The organism is Pseudomonas sp. BIGb0164, assembly GCF_024810135.1.
Lineage (GTDB): Bacteria > Pseudomonadota > Gammaproteobacteria > Pseudomonadales > Pseudomonadaceae > Aquipseudomonas.
In genome coordinates this window covers 250,197-266,989 of the sequence record NZ_JANUEA010000007.1, presented here as the reverse complement: position 1 = coordinate 266,989, position 16,793 = coordinate 250,197, and the positions used below count along the sequence as shown (strand labels likewise).

The window sequence follows — 16,793 nt, the reverse complement described above, 5'->3', positions numbered from 1 at the left end:
GGCGGGCCTGTTATCGTCGATCTGCCGAGGCCATGCACCGGTCCAGCTAGCGGGTGGCGGCCTCGATGTTGTTCACCATGTGCTTGAGGCGTGGGCCGATGTCGTCTTCGAGTTTCTCCCGCGAGAGGTGGAAACTCGGTCCGCCACAGTTGAACGCCAGCAAGCCGTGTTGTGCGTGTCGCAGTGGTACGGCGATGGCGTTGACATCGCGGTGCCACTCACCGATCGACATGCAATAGCCGAAGTCGGTGTAGTCCCGGAAGGCGCGTTCCAGCCCCTTGCGGATGTTCGGCCAGTCCTCCAGATGGCGCTGGCGGATGTGGTCGAGAATGAACTCCCGCTCGTTTTCCGGCATTGCTGCCAGGCAGGCGCGGCCTGCTGAACTCAAGTGCAACGGCAACCGCGTGCCGACCTGGCGGCGCATGGTCATGTTCGCTTCACCCTGGACCACGTCCAGGTACACCGCATCAAGGCGGTCCCGGGTGGCCATTGCGACGGCGGCCTGGGCGTACTTGGCCATGGTCTCCATCAACGGGTGGGCCACGGCCCGGATCGACAGGTTCGACAACATGGCGTAACCGAAGGCCATCACCCCCACGTCCAGCTGATACCGACCCGACTGCGGCATTTGCTTGAGATAACCCAAGCGCGTCAGTGTGTGGGTCATCCGCGTGATCGTCGGCTTTGGCAGCCCGGTCTTGCGCGCCAGTTCCTGGTTGCCCAGCACACTCTCGCTCGGCGTGAAGCAACGCAGCAGTTCCAGGCCGCGCGCCAGGGCGGTGACGAACTGACGGTCCTTGTCTTCCTCCTCATCGTTGTTCATCGGGTCAATCAACACATGCTCGAAGGCGGTGTTGCCTGCAGGCACTTCGGTGCTGTCCGCATCCAGGTTTCGACGGCGCATGGTAAGCCTCATTTTTTTATAAAATCAACAAAACAAAATAGTATTCCGCACAGCGAAACTAAGCAAGTTTTCGAAACCTGCACCTGGCGACTGATAAATACCTTTAAAACAAAGGTTTATAGGCCGTTTTCAAATGTGTTCTGGTTTTTACGTTTACACCTGCAGAGTCGATACCTATGATTATCGCTAAATACGGAATGTTATTTCGCATAGCGAAACAAATGACAGTCCCACTAACAAGAACGTTGCAGCAGGAGTGAATGTGACCAGCGCAAACCCATCTGTGGTGACCCTCGACGTCCATGACAATGGCGTGGCCGTAGTACGTATCCACCGCCCCGAGGTGAAAAACGCCCTCAATGCCCAGGTGCGCGAAGCACTGGCCGAGCACTTTCGTGACTTGGCCAAGCGTCGGGAGGTGCGTGCCATCGTGCTCACCGGTGGCGAGCAATTCTTCGTGGCCGGCGCGGACATCAAGGAGTTCGCCAGCGCAGGCGCGATCGACATGTACCGTCGCCACACCGAGTACCTGTGGGAAGCCATCAGCCGCTGCCCCAAGCCGGTGATTGCGGCAGTCAACGGGTTTGCGCTGGGCGGTGGTTGCGAACTGGCAATGCACTGCGACCTGATCGTGGCCGGCGAGTCGGCGCGCTTTGCCCAGCCGGAAGTGAAGTTGGGCCTGATGCCGGGGGCGGGCGGCACCCAACGCTTGATTCGGGCGGTGGGCAAATTCCAGGCGATGCGCATTGCGCTCACTGGCTGCATGGTGAGTGCGCCGGAAGCCCTGGCCATCGGCATGCTCAGCGAGATGGTCCCAGACCACCAGACACTGCCCCGCGCCCTCGAATTGGCCGCGCAGATCGCTGCCTTGCCGCCCTTGGCGGTGGAGCAGATCAAGGAGGTGATGTTGGCCGGCGCCGACTTGCCGCTGGAAAGCGCCCTGGTGCTGGAGCGCAAGGCGTTCCAATTGCTGTTCGATTCCAAGGACCAGAAGGAGGGCGCCGCCGCGTTCTTCGAAAAACGCGCGCCGCACTACCGAGGGGAATAAGCATGAGCCACACGATCAATACCTTGGGCCTCGTGGGCACCGGCGTCATGGGCGCCGGCATTGCGCAGATCGCCGCCCAGGCGGGCGTGACGGTACGGTTGTTCGATGCGCGTGAAGGTGCAGCGCAATCGGCACGGGAAAACCTCGGCGCGACATTCGCCAAGCTGGTGGGCAAGGGCAAGATCAGCCAGGCGGTGATGGATGAGGCACTCACTAACCTGCAGATCGCTGGCGTGATCAACGACCTGAAGGATTGCGACCTCATCGTCGAAGCCATCGTGGAAAACCTCGACGCCAAGCGCGGCCTGTTGCAACAGCTGGAAGGCATCGTCAGCCCGGCCTGCATCCTGGCCACCAACACCTCTTCACTGTCGGTCACGGCCATTGCCACCGGTTGCCAGCGCCCCGAGCGTGTGGCCGGGCTGCACTTCTTCAACCCGGTGCCGTTGATGCGTGTCGTGGAGGTCATCGACGGCCTGGCCACCGCGCCCGCCGTCGGCGATGCGCTGCTGGCGCTGGTCGCACGCACCGGCCATCGCGGCGTGCGCGCCAAGGACACCCCCGGTTTCATCGTCAACCACGCCGGTCGCGCCTACGGCACCGAAGCCTTGAAGATGCTCGACGAGGGCATTGCCGAGCGCGGTGATATCGACCGCATCCTGCGTGACGGCGCCGGGTTTCGCATGGGGCCGCTGGAGTTGCTGGACCTCACAGGTTTGGACGTGTCCCACCCGGTAATGGAGTCGATCTATAACCAGTTCTACCAGGAGCCGCGCTACCGGCCATCTGCCCTGACCCGGCAGATGTTGGTGGCGGGTCGCCTGGGGCGCAAGACGGGGCAGGGCTTCTATCACTATGAAAACGGCCAGCTCATCAACGGCCCGCAACCTCAGCCTGTGCCCACGGTACAGCCGCAGCCACCCGTGTGGATCGCCACCGAGAACAGCGAAGACTACGAGCGCCTGAGCGCCTTGGTGATCGACCTCGGCGCCCATCTGGAGCATGCCGCGCAGCCGTCGGCCCAGGCACTGTGCCTGCTGGCGCCGTACGGCCGTGACGCCACCAGCGCCTGCGTGCGTTTCGACACCGACCCGGCGCGCACCCTGTGCATCGACCTGCTGACGGACCTGTCGCGTCATCGCACCCTGATGCAAAACCCGCTCACATCCCCCGCCATGCGCGACGCTGCCCATGCCTTGCTGGCAGCGGATGGAGTAGGGGTGACGGTGATCGGTGACAGCGTGGGTTTTGTCGCCCAGCGCACCTTGGCCATGGTGGTCAACCTGGCCTGCGATATTGCCCAGCAGCGCATCGCCAGCGTCGACGATATCGACCAGGCGGTGCACCTGGGCTTGGGCTATCCACAGGGCCCGCTGGCCTGGGGCGATGCCCTAGGGCCACGGCGCCTCCTCACGATTTTGCAGCGCATGAGCGAACTCACCCACGACCCGCGCTACCGCCCCAGCCCCTGGCTGCGGCGGCGGGCGATGCTGGGTGTTTCCCTGCGCCATGAAGAGCCGACTGCCGGCTGATTTGCCAACCTCACAGGATAAGAACAATGGGTGCTTTGACAGGTTTGCGAGTATTGGATTTAAGCCGGGTGTTGGCCGGCCCCTGGTGTGGGCAAGTGTTGGCGGACCTGGGTGCGGAAGTGGTGAAGATCGAGCGCCCTCAAAGCGGTGACGACACCCGTGGTTGGGGCCCGCCCTGGATGAAGACCGACACCGGCGAGTCGTCCGGCGAGGCGTCGTATTATCAATCGACCAATCGCGGCAAGTTGTCGGTGGCCATCGACCTGGCCAGCCCTGAAGGCCAGGAGCTGGTGCGGGCGCTGGCGGCCAGTTCCGATGTGCTGATCGAGAACTACAAGGCCGGCTCCCTGGCGCGCTACGGCCTGGACTACGCGACCTTGGCCGAGATCAATCCGCGCCTGGTGTACTGCTCCATCACCGGCTTCGGCCAGACCGGCCCGCGTGCCGAAGAGCCGGGTTATGACTTCATCATCCAGGGCATCGGCGGCTTGATGAGCATCACCGGCGAGCGTGATGACTTGCCGGGCGGCGGTCCGCAAAAAGTCGGCGTGGCGTTTTCCGACCTGATGACCGGCCTGTATTCCACCGTGGCGATCCAGGCCGCGCTGCTCAGCCGGGAGCGCACTGGCGTCGGTCAGTACATTGATATGGCATTGCTGGATGTGCAGGTCGCCACCTTGGCCAACCAGAGCATGAACTACCTGGCCTCGGGCAAGGTGCCGCAGCGCTACGGCAATGCCCACGCCAATATCGTGCCGTACCAGGTGTTCCGCGCCGCCGACCGCAACTTCATTATTGCCTGCGGCAACGACAGCCAGTTTATCGCCCTGTGCCAGAGCATCGGTTTGCCGCACTTGCCGGATGACCCGCGCTTTCGCCGCAATGCCGACCGCGTGGCCCACCGTGAAGAAATCGTGGCGTTGCTTTCGGCGCACTTCCTCGGGCGCAGCGCCGATGAGTGGGTGGCCTGCATTCACGCCTCGAAAGTGCCGGTGGGGGCGATCAACTCCATCGCGCAATCCCTGGAAGAACCCCAGGTGATTGCGCGCAATCTGATGGTGAAGATTCCCCACCCGCAGAACCCGGACTTCGCCATGGTCGGCAGCCCGATCAAGATGTCCGGCACCCCCGTGGAATACCTGCGGCCGGCGCCGAGGCTGGGGCAGCACACCGACGATATCCTCGGGCAGCGCTTGGGCCTGTCAGCCGAGCAACTGGCCCAGCTCAAGGCCCGTGGGATCGTCGAGCAGCAGGGCTAGACCAGCGTCGAGCGGTCGATCTGCGCGATGGAGGTGACCCCGGTAAGGGTCATCGCCACGCGCATTTCCTTGGCGAAGATGTCCAGCAGGTTTTCCACGCCGCTCTGGCCATCGGCGGCCAGCGCGTAGGCGGTGGCGCGGCCCAGCAAGCACGCCTTGGCACCCAGGGCGAGCATGCGCACCACATCGAGCCCGGAGCGGATGCCCGAATCCACCAGCACCGTGAGGTCATCGCCGACCACGTCGGCAATCGGCGGCAACGCCTTGGCGGTGGACAGCACGCCGTCCAGCTGGCGTCCGCCATGGTTGGACACCACGATGCCGTCGGCGCCGAAGCTCACCGCGTCCTTGGCGTCCTGCGGGTCGAGGATGCCCTTGATGATCATCGGGCCCTTCCAGAACTCGCGGATCCACTCCAGGTCTTTCCAGCTGATGGACGCGTCGAAATTATTCGCCAGCCAGCCGATGTAGTCTTCCAGGTGCGTAGGTTTGCCCAGGTACTTGGAGATGTTGCCCAGGTCGTGAGGGCGGCCCATCACGCCCACATCGAAGGCCCATTGCGGTTTGGTGACGGCCTGCAACATGCGTCGTGAAGCCGCGAACGGCCCGGACATGCCCGAGTGCGCATCCCGATAACGTGCGCCTGGGGTCGGCATGTCGACGGTAAATACCAGGGTGGTCACGCCCGCCGCTTGCGCACGCTCCAGCGCATTGCGCATGAAACCGCGGTCCTTGAGCACATAGAGCTGGAACCAGATCGCCCGGGCGCTTTGTGACGCCACTTCTTCAATCGGGCACACCGACACGGTCGACAGGCAGAACGGAATGCCCTTGTTTGCCGCCGCCTTCGCCGCCTGCACTTCACCGCGTCGCGCGTACATGCCGGTCAGGCCCACGGGGCTGAGGATCACCGGCATGTCCAGTTCCTCGCCGAACAGCGTGGTCTTGAGGCTCAGGTTGTCGACGTTGCGCAGGATGCGCTGGCGCAGGCTGATCTCGGCCAGGTCCGAACTGTTCGCGCGCAGCGTGTGTTCGGCGTAGGCGCCGCCGTCGATGTAGTCGAACAGAAAGCGCGGCAGCTTGCGCTGGGCGGCTGCGCGGTAGTCGGAGGCGGACGAAATGATCATGAACAGTGGCTCCACAAGGCAAGGTGGCTCAGGATAGGCAAACTTCTGGCATGATAAAAACAACTTTTATCGCTAGTAGTCAGTCGAGAAAGGAATACCGATGAACCTCAGAACATTACGCGCCTTTGTCGAGGTGGTGCGCCAAGGCGGCTTCTCCCAGGCGGCTGAAGTGGTGTCGTTGACTCAGTCGACGGTGAGCAAGGCGGTCAAGACCCTGGAAGACGAACTGGGCGTGCCGCTGCTCAATCGCCTGGGGCATCGCAACGAACTCACCGCGGCCGGCGAAATCGCCTACCGCCGCGCCCTGGTGCTGCTTGCCGAGCGCAACGACCTGGTCGCTGAAATCAACGACCTGCGCGACCTCAAGCGCGGCCTGCTGCGCATCGGCTTGCCACCGGTGGGCTGCGGTGTGTTGTTTGCGGCGATGTTCGCCACTTACCGCAGCCGCTACCCGGACATCGAAATCGAACTCACCGAATACGGCAGCAAAAAACTGCGCGAATGCCTGGAAGCGGGGGAGATCGACCTGGCGGCGCTCTTGTTGCCTATAGATGAAGGCTTCGACTATCAGCCGGTGCGCAACGAGCCGTTGATGGCAGTACTGCCCGTGAGCCACCCGCTGGCGCAGCGCACACGTATCGACTTCACCGACCTCGCGGATTCGCCGTTTATTCTGTTCGAAGCCGGTTTTGCCCTGAACGCCAAGATCCTCGCCGCCTGTGAGCGCAAAGGTGTCACGCCCCGGGTGACCGCCCGCAGCGGGCAGATCGACTTTATCGTCGACCTGGTGTCCGCCGGGCTGGGCGTCGCCTTCCTGCCGCGCATGCTCGCCCACAAACATCAACACCCCGGCATCGCCCTGATCCCCCTGGACGAACCCCACACCGACTGGCACATCGCCCTGGCCTGGCGCGCCAGCGCCCACCTGCCACCGGCCGCGCTGGCCTGGTTGGAGTTGGCCAGGGAACACCCGCTTTCAACCGGCCATCCGGTTTAATCGACCCAATTGCCAGAGAAAGCTTGACTTCCCCTTTTTAATCAGTAACATACGGCGCATTCCGCGATAGCTCAGTTGGTAGAGCAAATGACTGTTAATCATTGGGTCCCTGGTTCGAGTCCAGGTCGTGGAGCCAGATAGCGACATAAAGAGAAGCCTGCAGAGATGCAGGCTTTTTTTTGCCTAAAATTCCGTGCTTTCGGGTTTGCCCCGCGCTGCGGTGTGTCAGGTAGACATGCGGGGTCTCAGACATCGCGGCGCGGGGCAAGCCCGCTCACTACAGTTAGTCATGTGTACATCCCAGGCGTGGAACCCGATAGAGCAAAGCCTGCAGAAATGCAGGCTTTGTTGCCTTGGGTTTTATCAGTCCACGTTACGTACCAACGCTGAAACAAATTTATACATTTTGTTGACGCCATCAAAACGCCACCCTAAGATCGCCGCCCATTGATGGCACAGTGCCACGTAGAGGGATCTAAACATGTGGCGTTCGGTACGTCGGACCAGGCTCAGCCTGCTGTCCGCTTTTTTTTGCCTGGGCACAGCCAGCTTGGCTCAAGGCGCCACTCCACCGAACACGCCAGGCGTCACTGACCTGATCCGCGATCGCCAGGACCGTCTGCTCGAAGAGCAGCAACGCCGCCTGGAAGAACTGAAAGACCTGCCCGGAAAAACTGCCGCCCCAGCCAAACCATCAGCACCTGCCGACACCCGCTGCTTCCCCATCAACACCATCGAACTCACCGGCGCCGACGCCCTGTCCGAAGGCGAACGCGCCAGCCTGCTCAAACCCTACATCGGCCAATGCCTCGGCGTGCCGCAGCTCAACGAGCTGCTCAAGGCCATTACCGATCATTACCTCGGTAAAGGCCTGGTCACCAGCCGTGCCTATCTGCCACAACAGGACCTCTCCAGCGGCAACCTGAAGGTGCAGGTGATCGAAGGCCGCCTCGAAGGGATGAAGGGCGAGCAGGGCAGCGGCATCAGCGATCGCCAACTGGCCATGACCTTCCCCGGCAAACCCGGCGACCTGCTCAACCTGCGTGAAATCGAGCAGATGGTCGACCAGTTGAACCGCCTGCCGTCGAACCAGGCACAGATGGAGTTGGCCCCCGGCAAGGCCGTCGGCGGCAGCGACGTGCTGGTGAAGAACGCCCCGCAGAAACCGTGGCGCGTCGGCCTGTCGCGCCACAACGGCGGCCAACGCAGCACCGGCGAACAGCAGTGGGGCGCCAGCCTGGATTGGGACAACCCGCTCGGCCTGGCCGACCAACTGTCCCTGCGCGGCGGCCATGATGCGGTCAGCGACCACCAGAAAACCTCGCGCAACTCGATGCTCAATTACAACCTGCCCTTTGGCTGGTGGAACCTCAATTACAGTTACAGCGAGTCCGAGTACCGCTCCCTGGCCCAGGCCAGCAACTTCAATTTCAAGCAGTCCGGTGACAGCCAGAACCACCAGCTGCGCCTGGAGCGGGTGATCCACCGCGACTCGCTGAGCAAGACCTCCCTGAGCACTGGCGTGGCCTACCTGCGCACCAATAACTTCATCGAAGACAGCAAGCTGGCCCTGAGCAGCAACCGCCTCAGCGAAGCGCAGTTCGGCATCAACCACGGCCGGCGCATTGGCGGCTCATTCCTCAACATCGACCTGGGCATGCAGGACGGCATTGGCGCCTTCGATGCCCAGGCCAATCACAACCCGCGCCCGGGCCAGCCGGATGCGCGCTACCGCAAATACACCGCGACGCTCAGCTACTTGTACCCGTTCAAACTGTGGGGCGAGTCGTTCAGTTTCAGCAGCCTGATGACCGGCCAGCGAAGTGAAGACGTGCTGTTCAGCCCGCAACGCATGAGCCTGGGCGGGCAGTCGTCGATTCGCGGCTACAAGGACCAGACCCTCAGCGGTGACAGCGGCGGTTACTGGCGCAACGACCTGCGCTGGAGCCGCCCGGTGACCTGGACGTGGTTGCAGCCCGTGTTCAGCGAATACGGCACCAGCCTCGGTTACGACCAGGGCGTGATCAGCCACGGCCGTTACAACGCCGAGCAGCATGGGCGCATGAGCAGCAACTCGGTCGACTTGTTTGCCCGCGGCCAGAACGTCGCCGCCACGGTCACCTTCGCACACTCTTTGGAAAGACCGGGGCCGATCACCGAGCGTGAAGCGCCGATCTATTTTCGCCTGGATTTCTTCCTTTAAATCTTTACTGCCCTTTGGGCATCGAGACATCACATGGACGTTCGCCAGTTCGCCTTCCTTGCGCGCCAACCTTCTGCGGCCGTAAAAAGCCGCTCTACCTTCCTGGGCATGCCCAAGCGCGGGTTGGCATTGGTGCTGGCCAACGCCATGTTCTGGCAACCGTTGTTGGCGCAGGCGGACGGCATTGTGGTCAGCGCACCCGGCACCAGCCTGGGACAGGCAGCGAATGGCGTGCCCATCGTCAATATCGCTGCACCCAATGCCAGCGGGCTGTCGCACAACCAGTTCAAGGACTACAACGTTGGCGCCAACGGACTCATCCTCAACAACGCGACGAATCGCACCGAGTCCACGCAGTTGGGCGGGATCATTCTCGGCAACAGCAACCTCAACGGTCGCTCCGCCAGCACCATTCTCAATGAAGTCAACGGCGGCAGTCCGAGCCAGCTACGCGGCTACACCGAAGTGGCGGGGCAGTCGGCTCATGTGATCGTTGCCAACCCCTACGGCATCACTTGCAACGGCTGCGGTTTTATCAACACACCGCAAGCGACGCTGACCACCGGCAAGGCGGTGATTACCAACGGCCAGGTATCGAGTTATCAGGTCGACCAGGGCGGCGTGTCCATCGAGGGCGCCGGGCTTAACGCCAACAATATCGACCGCTTCGAAATCATCACCCGCTCGGCCAAGCTCAATGCCGAGATCCAGGCCAAGAACCTGGCGATCATCGCCGGCGCCAATGACGTCGATGCCAAGACCCTCAAAACCACGGCGCGTGCCGCTGACCCGGCGACCGCCCCTCAACTGGCCATCGACTCTTCGGCGTTGGGCGGTATGTACGCCGGCGCAATCAAGCTGGTCAGCAGTGAAGCCGGTGTGGGGGTAAAGCTCGACGGCAAGATGCTCGCCAGTGGTGGCGACATGCAGCTGGATGCCAATGGTCATTTGAGCCTGGTGCAAGCCACCGCCGCCGAAGCGGTTGTCATCAAGGCCCAGAGCCTCGACGCTCAGGGCAAGATCTACGCCGGCACCCGTGTTGAAGCGACCACTCAAGGCACGTTGACCAATCGCAGTGCCATCGCTGCCCAAGACAGCGTTGCGCTGACCAGTGCGGGTCAGCTTGAAAACCTGGGCATGATTGAAGCCGGCGTCACCCCGGAGAACACCCGCAACCAGACGGGTGACGTGGTGCTCACCGCCAAGCGCATCGACAACCGTGGCCAAAGCGTTGTCGCCAGCCGCGACCTCAAGGCCACCGCCACCGAAGCACTCGACAACCGGGCGGGTATGCTTTCAGCCAACACCCGCCTGACGCTTGACGCGCAGGATCTGGACAATCGTGGCGGCACCTTGACGGGGCAGGGCGCGGTCAAGACCACCCTTAGCGGCATGCTCGATAACCGAGACAAAGGCACGCTCGCCAGCGGCGGCGAGCAAACGTTGAACGCGGCGGCGGTAAAAAACACTGATGGCGTGATCAGCAGCCAGGACACGCTCGGCCTGGATGTAGCCAGCCTCGACAACACCAGCGGCAAGATCACCGCCAAAAACACCCTGACCCTTGATGGCACGACCATTGAAAACGCCAAGGGTCAGATCACCAGTCAAGGAGACATCCTCGCCACGGCCAAAACGTTCAGCCAGCAAGGCGGCAAATTGATCAGCCAGGGCCAGCTCACGCTGGTAGCCGACACCCTTGATAACAGTCTTGACGGCTACATCGCGTCCGCCAATGCCATGAGCCTTACGGCGCACCAGCAATTGATCAACACCGGCAAAGGCATTATCAGCACCCAGCAGAGCCTGACGATCAACGGCGGTGCGGTGGACAACACCACCGGCAGCCTGCTCAGCCAGAGCGGTATCACCGCTACGTTGAGCGAGGGGCTCAACAACCGGGACGGTAGCGTCATCACGCAAACGGACGACCTCACGATTGATGCTGACGGCGTCGATAACCGTGGCGGCGTTTTGGCGAGTGTCGCGGGTAAACTCAAGGCCACCCTGGCGTCTGTTTTGGATAACGGCAAGTCGCTCAGCACGCCCGGCGAGGCGGGACTGATTCAGGCTCAGTCGCTCAACCTCGGTGCCCAGCAGGCCGTGCTCAACAACGGCGGCCAGGTCTCTGCCTTGAATGGCGATGCCCTGATCACCACCGCCACCCTCGACAACCAGGGCGGCGCCTTGCTGGCCAAGCAACAGCTGGTGGTACGCGCTCACGACCTCAACAACACCCAAGGCCGCGCGGCCGGCGACGCCATCGATTTCGGCCTGACCGGCGCACTGAGCAACCAGTCAGGCCTGGTCGAGGGCAGCAGCGGTTTGCTGATCGACGCCGCCTCCATCAACAACCAGAACGGCAAGTTACGTTCCCTGGGCCAACAAGGCACCGCCAGCGTGGCCAGTGCGCAGTTGCTGGATAACCAGAGCGGCATGATCGAAGCGGCTAACCATGACGTCTCGTTGCGCATGGCCAGCTTCAATAACGCGGGGGGCAATATCCAGCACGTCGGCACCGGAACCTTTGGCGTCGATCTGGCGAAGTTCAGCAACATCGGAGGCAGCGTCGCCACTGCCGGCACACTGACCATCGATGCGGCCAAGTGGGATAACAGTACCGACGTTCAAGCCGTTGTACTGAACGTCACCGTAGGCCAGTTCAACCAGGCCGCTACCGGCAAGCTTGCCGCCAGCCAGCGTTTCACCGGTCAGGGCGACACCTGGACCAATGCCGGGCGTATCACCAGCGGCGGGGCGTTCTCCCTGACCGCGACCAACGTCATCAACACCGGTACCCTCGGTGGTGCCGGCAAGGTGGATCTGAACGCCGAAGCCGTGCGCAACGACCATGGCCTGATCTTCAGCGGCACCGACATGGCGCTGCGCTTCAAGAACCTGACCAATTACTACGCCGATATCTACAGCCTGGGCGGCCTGAGCATGATGGCTCGCGACGGTGTGGCACGCAGTGCGTCGTTGGAAAACATCTCCAGCCATATCGAAGCCACCAACGATGTGCTGGTGCGCAGCGACAGCGTCATCAACCGCAAGGACGTATTCAGCACCGTCGACGAGGCGGTCTCGGGCTACCTCAGCGTGACCTGCTACGACTGCGGTGGCGACCATCACAACGTCGACTATGTGGCACACGAAGTCTCCAAGAGTGTGGTGGCAACGGATTCAGCCAGTTCCTCGATCCAGAGTGGCGCCAAGCTGACCGTCGAGGGGTCAAGTGTGCTCAATAAATACAGCACCATGGCTTCGGGCGGGGACCTGCTGATCACTGCTGACAACTTCGCCAACATCGGCGCGACTACCGGCACCAGCACGCGCACACGTACCTGGAACACAGGCCGCATAACTGACGGTACCGATGACCGCTTCCGTGCGAACTGGATCTACCCCTACAACGCCCAACCCAACCCCAAGGTATTGCCGGTTGGCGCACTCAACTCCTTCAGCCTGGTAGGTGATACCACCACCGTGACCCCGGGCGACCCGATCGCCTCGGTGATTCAAGCGGGTGGCAACGTCAGTATCTTGGCTACTCAGCAACTGGAAAACAGCAGCATCGTACAGTTCGCGCCGCCTACACCTGTTCCGGACAAAGGCGGCGCCACAGCGGTGACCAAACCCGCCGTGGTCGTGCTGAACCCGCAATTGCCACCCGACCTGGCACAGCAACAAGTCAACCCGACCACCCTGCCAGGCTTCACGTTGCCGAGCGGTACGAATGGCTTGTTCCATGTGGTCGATAGCGCCGCTGCCGCCAAAAACAGCCAGGACCTGAGCAAGGCCAACATCCAGGGCTCGGACGCCAGCCGCGTGGTTGTTGGCCCTAAATACCTGGTCGAAACCAACTCTGCCTTCACCGACCTCAAGCAATTCATGAGCTCGGACTACCTGCTCGGCCACCTCGGCTATGACCCCGAAACCAGCTGGAAACGCCTGGGTGACGGCCTTTACGAACAGCGCCTGATCCAACAAGCCGTCACTGCCCGAACCGGCCAACGTTTCATCGCTGGCCAGACCACCGATGAAGGCATGTTCAAGTACCTGATGAACAATGCCATTGCCAGCAAGGATCAACTCAACCTTTCCGTGGGTGTAAGCCTCACCTCACAACAAGTCGCCGCACTGACCCACGACATCGTCTGGATGGAAGACCAGGTGGTCAATGGTGAACACGTGTTGGTGCCCGTGTTGTACATGGCCCAGGCGAACAATCGCCTGACGGCGGATGGCGCGCTGATTCAAGGCAAGGATGTGACGCTGATTGCCGGTGCGGACTTGAAGAACGCCGGGACCTTGCGCGCCAGTGAAAGCCTGTCGGCAGCGGCGGGCGGCAATCTGGTGAATACACGCCTGGCTGAGGCTGGTGAAAAGCTCAAGCTGGTCGCAGGCAAGGACCTGGTGAACATCCAGGGCGGCATCCTCAAGGGCAAGGATGTTGAGCTGAACACGTTGACCGGCGATATCCGCAACGACCGAACCATCACCACTGTTGAGAACAGTGGGAAGGGTTTCAGCTCCAGGACTGCAGTCGTAGATAGCGCTGCGAGCATTGAAGCTGGAAACAACCTGACGATGCATGCCGCTCGCGACCTGCTGAACGTGGGCGGGGCCATTACGGCAGGCAAGAGCGCGTCGTTGAGCGCGGGTAACGATGTTGTTATCGCGGCGGCTCGCGAAGAAACCGGGTCGATGCGCCAGGACAAACGGCATTTCTGGGATCAAAGCCAGACGGTGCAGCACGCCAGTGAGATTAAGGTCGGTGAAGATCTTGAGGTTAATGCGACGAATGAACTGACGATGGTTGCCAGTCACGTTAAAGCCGGCGGCGACGTCAACTTGTCAGGCAGTGACGTGAACCTCCTCGCGGCTGCCAACGAGGAGTCGAGCGAATATCGCTACAAGCGTAGCGGCAAGAAGATCAATCAGGAAGAAGAGCATGCTCGGCAGCAGGGCACAACGATTGAGGCCGGTGGGGATGTAAAAGTCGCTGCGCTGCACGATGTGACGATGGTCTCCAGCAAGATCGACGCCGGAAATGAGGCCTATCTGGCTGCCGGGAACAAGTTGAATTTGTTGGCAGAGCTCAACCGCGACTACTCCCTTTATGACATGACCAAAAAGGGCAGTTGGGGGAGCAATGCGGCGAAACGCGATGAGGTAACGCAGCACACGAACGTCGGGAGTGAAATCAAGACGGGTGGCAATCTCACACTCAAAAGTGGCGGCGATCAGCGTTACCAAGTGGCAACCCTGGACAGCGGTAAGGACCTGACGCTGGAGAGCGGTGGCCGCATCGTGTTCGAGGGCGTGAAGGACTATCACGACGAGAGTCATACCAAGAGCAAGGGCGACTTGGCTTGGTACAAGATGAAGGGCGAAGGAAAGACAGACGAGACGCTACGGCAAAGCGCCCTGATTGCTCAGGGTAAGTTGGTGATCAAGGCTGTTGAAGGCGTGCGAATCGACATCAAACAAGTCGACCAGCAGAGCGTCAGTCAAACCATTGATGCGATGGTTCAAGCCGACCCGAATCTCGCCTGGATGAAGCAAGCAGAAGCGCGTGGCGACATCGATTGGCGTCAGGTCAAGGAAATTCACGATAGCTTCAAGTACGAGTCTTCCGGGTTGGGGGCGGGGGCGAAGATTGCCATCGCAATCTTGATGTCGTTCATCATGGGCCCAGCAGGTTTCGGGTTAGAGGGCGCCAACTTGGCCGTGGCGACAAGCCTGGGGACAACTGCTGTCACGAGCACCATCAACAACAAGGGCAATCTTGGGTTGGCGGTGAAAGAAACGTTCAGTGCGGGCAGCTTGAAAAACGCTGCTGTTGCGGGCGTGACGGCGGGTCTAATCGACTACGCAGACACCAAGTGGTTTTCCGATGCGAGTGGAGCGACTAATGGCGGCTCAACAGTTGTCTCCAGCGGGCCGATACAGAATCCTGGCTACGCCTCAAGCATGCTCAAACCGGAAAACTGGGCCGATACTCTCCTGAGAAGTGGCACCCATGCACTCATCAACGGCAGCGTTTCTACAGTCATTACCGGCGGAAGCTTAGGTTCGAATCTGGGGGAGGCGTTCATTGGTGAAGGCATTGAGCTAGGTGCCGCAATTGGGAACAAGAAAATTGGTGACTTGGCGGCGAATCTGGACGTTGCCCCCAAAATAGCTGAGAAGCTGGTACTGCATGCGGCATTGGGTGGCTTGATCGCCAAGGCTCGCGGAGAGAGTTTTGCCAGTGGAGCAATTGCAGGCGGTGTGGCTCAAGGGCTGACACCCATTGCGAATGGCTTGTTGGCAGAGTATGTCAGCTCACGCTTTGAGGCGGCTGACCTAAGCGATGCGGGAAGCCAGCTGAAGATCGGAACAGCGCAGATCATTGGTTTGATTGCTGCGGGAGCCGCAGGTGGAAACCCGGCGACAGGTAGCCTGATTGGCGGCACGGCGGAAAAGTACAATGATCAGGGGTTTCACCTTGACCCTACCGATCAGTTTAATGACCATGGCTTGCCACCGCAGAATACGCCGTCTGACGTCGATAAGCTCAAAGCGGAAATATCGTTATTCATCCTGATGGGGCTTGTCCCCGAATTGTTGGTCGGGGCTGCTGAGGGGTTCATAGCTAGAATCACTGGGATGTTCAGCAAGTCTCCAAGTGAAGCATTGGCTGGGGCGGGGACCAGGGCTGGTGCAGGTGGCGCGTCAGAGATTGGTGCGAATGCTGGCGGTGCAGTTGTTGGGGATACGGGAGCTGCGGCAGAGGAGATAGTAGCCGGTGCAAAAGAGGCTGGAAGCTCTGCGACTAAGTTGAGTCAGGGAGAGCAGAAAGCGATTGCTAGAATTAATAACATAATAAAAAACTTCAAAGATCATGATATCGAAGGTACATTGAAAGACATGGCTGGAGATCCAGTTCCTCGGAAAAATGGCAGTGGTTACTATGATCATTTGAACGAAATGCAGGAGCGGATAAGAGGGCTTACCAACCATGCAGAAACGCTTAAGAATGTAAGTAACCCAGAGGCGCAAGCGGCCCGACAGGCAGCTTTGGATGCTTTAAAACGTATTTCTGACTCTCTAAATGGTGCGGGTATATGAAAAAGACATTTCGTCAAATAGATGAGAGTAATGGTTTTAAGTGGGAAGTTGAGCCTGATTCTGATGAGTCTGCGCTGGAGTCATGGCACAGGTCGATTCTGGACACTCCGATAAACGAGCTTGAGATCGGCGACCTTTGCAGATCGGTCAGGCAAGATATGTATACGTCGGAATTATTGCCTGTCGTGGTTCGCGAGTTGGATAAGGAAGTGCTGGTAGGATTTCTGGATGACGCCGAGTTGCTAAAAGGAACCTCAAAATTATCGGAGGCAGTCTGGGCGAAGAATTTACTGCTGACGCAAAAAATGTTGAATATTCTGCGGCGAGATAAAGAGCTTATTGCTGCGGAGCCTCGCGCTGTCGAATATGTCGAATATGCTCAGGCGCTAGAGAGGAAACTGCTGGCAGCGCTTAATGGTAAATGACACAAGGTGCAAAAGCTAGCGTGGATGCGCCCAAGGGTGGATTTGGGCCTACTTATCGGCCAGCAGATAGCGATCAGTTTGAAAAGATTCTGACTTCGTATTACGGTGCGGTTAAAACTGGTAGCAGGGTCGGAAACGGCGGATTGGCCGACGCTGTGCGTTATGAAAAAGCTACAGGCGAA

Annotated in this window: 9 protein-coding genes and 1 tRNA gene; 8 read left to right on the top strand and 2 right to left on the bottom strand. The window is 60.5% G+C overall.

What is annotated here, in order from left to right; all coding sequences use genetic code 11:
• Positions 1–46 precede the first annotated feature (46 nt).
• Positions 47–904 carry an IclR family transcriptional regulator gene (locus M2394_RS19995; protein ID WP_259173970.1) on the bottom strand — a complete coding sequence of 286 codons (858 nt, stop codon included), beginning with the start codon at positions 902–904 and terminating at the stop codon, positions 47–49.
• Positions 905–1,166: 262 nt separating this feature from the next.
• On the opposite strand from M2394_RS19995, the gene M2394_RS19990 reads away from it, so the two are divergent.
• The 3 genes from M2394_RS19990 to M2394_RS19980 are packed head-to-tail and all read left to right on the top strand — an operon-like array spanning position 1,167 to position 4,743.
• On the top strand, positions 1,167–1,952 hold the full coding sequence (locus tag M2394_RS19990; RefSeq protein WP_259173967.1) for an enoyl-CoA hydratase: 786 nt from the start codon (positions 1,167–1,169) through the stop codon (positions 1,950–1,952).
• A gap of 2 nt (positions 1,953–1,954) precedes the next feature.
• Positions 1,955–3,484, top strand: coding sequence for a 3-hydroxyacyl-CoA dehydrogenase (locus tag M2394_RS19985; RefSeq protein ID WP_259173966.1), 1,530 nt, complete (start codon positions 1,955–1,957; stop codon positions 3,482–3,484).
• Between the two features lie 26 nt (positions 3,485–3,510).
• On the top strand, positions 3,511–4,743 hold the full coding sequence (locus M2394_RS19980; RefSeq protein WP_259173965.1) for a CaiB/BaiF CoA-transferase family protein: 1,233 nt from the start codon (positions 3,511–3,513) through the stop codon (positions 4,741–4,743).
• Here M2394_RS19980 and lldD read toward each other — a convergent pair.
• The gene (lldD, locus tag M2394_RS19975; RefSeq protein WP_259173964.1) at positions 4,740–5,870 is read right to left on the bottom strand and encodes an FMN-dependent L-lactate dehydrogenase LldD; all 1,131 of its coding nucleotides are present in this window, start codon (positions 5,868–5,870) and stop codon (positions 4,740–4,742) included. The two genes, M2394_RS19980 and lldD, sit on opposite strands and share 4 nt — an antisense overlap.
• A 100-nt stretch (positions 5,871–5,970) precedes the next feature.
• Here lldD and M2394_RS19970 point away from each other — a divergent pair, with 100 nt between their 5' ends.
• The 5 genes from M2394_RS19970 (at position 5,971) to M2394_RS19950 (ending at position 16,611) form a co-directional block, all read left to right on the top strand.
• Positions 5,971–6,867 carry a LysR family transcriptional regulator gene (locus tag M2394_RS19970; RefSeq protein WP_178921428.1) on the top strand — a complete coding sequence of 299 codons (897 nt, stop codon included), beginning with the start codon at positions 5,971–5,973 and terminating at the stop codon, positions 6,865–6,867.
• Between the two features lie 60 nt (positions 6,868–6,927).
• Positions 6,928–7,003: transfer RNA gene (locus M2394_RS19965), tRNA-Asn, on the top strand.
• Positions 7,004–7,348: 345 nt separating this feature from the next.
• Positions 7,349–9,070 (top strand): ShlB/FhaC/HecB family hemolysin secretion/activation protein, encoded by a 1,722-nt coding sequence (locus tag M2394_RS19960; RefSeq protein WP_259173958.1) that lies wholly within the window; start codon positions 7,349–7,351, stop codon positions 9,068–9,070.
• A 33-nt stretch (positions 9,071–9,103) separates the two neighbouring features.
• Positions 9,104–16,186, top strand: coding sequence for a filamentous hemagglutinin N-terminal domain-containing protein (locus tag M2394_RS19955; RefSeq protein WP_259173954.1), 7,083 nt, complete (start codon positions 9,104–9,106; stop codon positions 16,184–16,186).
• Positions 16,183–16,611 (top strand): contact-dependent growth inhibition system immunity protein, encoded by a 429-nt coding sequence (locus M2394_RS19950; protein WP_258709673.1) that lies wholly within the window; start codon positions 16,183–16,185, stop codon positions 16,609–16,611. Before M2394_RS19955 ends, M2394_RS19950 begins: the two co-directional genes overlap by 4 nt.
• The last annotated feature ends 182 nt before the right edge of the window (positions 16,612–16,793 follow it).

Bases quoted from the DNA above. Each gene is read 5' to 3' on its own strand.
- M2394_RS19980 (WP_259173965.1), top strand. From the start codon at position 3,511: ATGGGTGCTTTGACAGGTTTGCGAGTATTGGATTTAAGCCGGGTGTTG.
- lldD (WP_259173964.1), bottom strand. From the start codon at position 5,870: ATGATCATTTCGTCCGCCTCCGACTACCGCGCAGCCGCCCAGCGCAAG.
- M2394_RS19995 (WP_259173970.1), bottom strand. From the start codon at position 904: ATGCGCCGTCGAAACCTGGATGCGGACAGCACCGAAGTGCCTGCAGGC.
- M2394_RS19955 (WP_259173954.1), top strand. From the start codon at position 9,104: ATGGACGTTCGCCAGTTCGCCTTCCTTGCGCGCCAACCTTCTGCGGCC.
- M2394_RS19950 (WP_258709673.1), top strand. From the start codon at position 16,183: ATGAAAAAGACATTTCGTCAAATAGATGAGAGTAATGGTTTTAAGTGG.
- M2394_RS19985 (WP_259173966.1), top strand. From the start codon at position 1,955: ATGAGCCACACGATCAATACCTTGGGCCTCGTGGGCACCGGCGTCATG.
- M2394_RS19960 (WP_259173958.1), top strand. From the start codon at position 7,349: ATGTGGCGTTCGGTACGTCGGACCAGGCTCAGCCTGCTGTCCGCTTTT.
- M2394_RS19970 (WP_178921428.1), top strand. From the start codon at position 5,971: ATGAACCTCAGAACATTACGCGCCTTTGTCGAGGTGGTGCGCCAAGGC.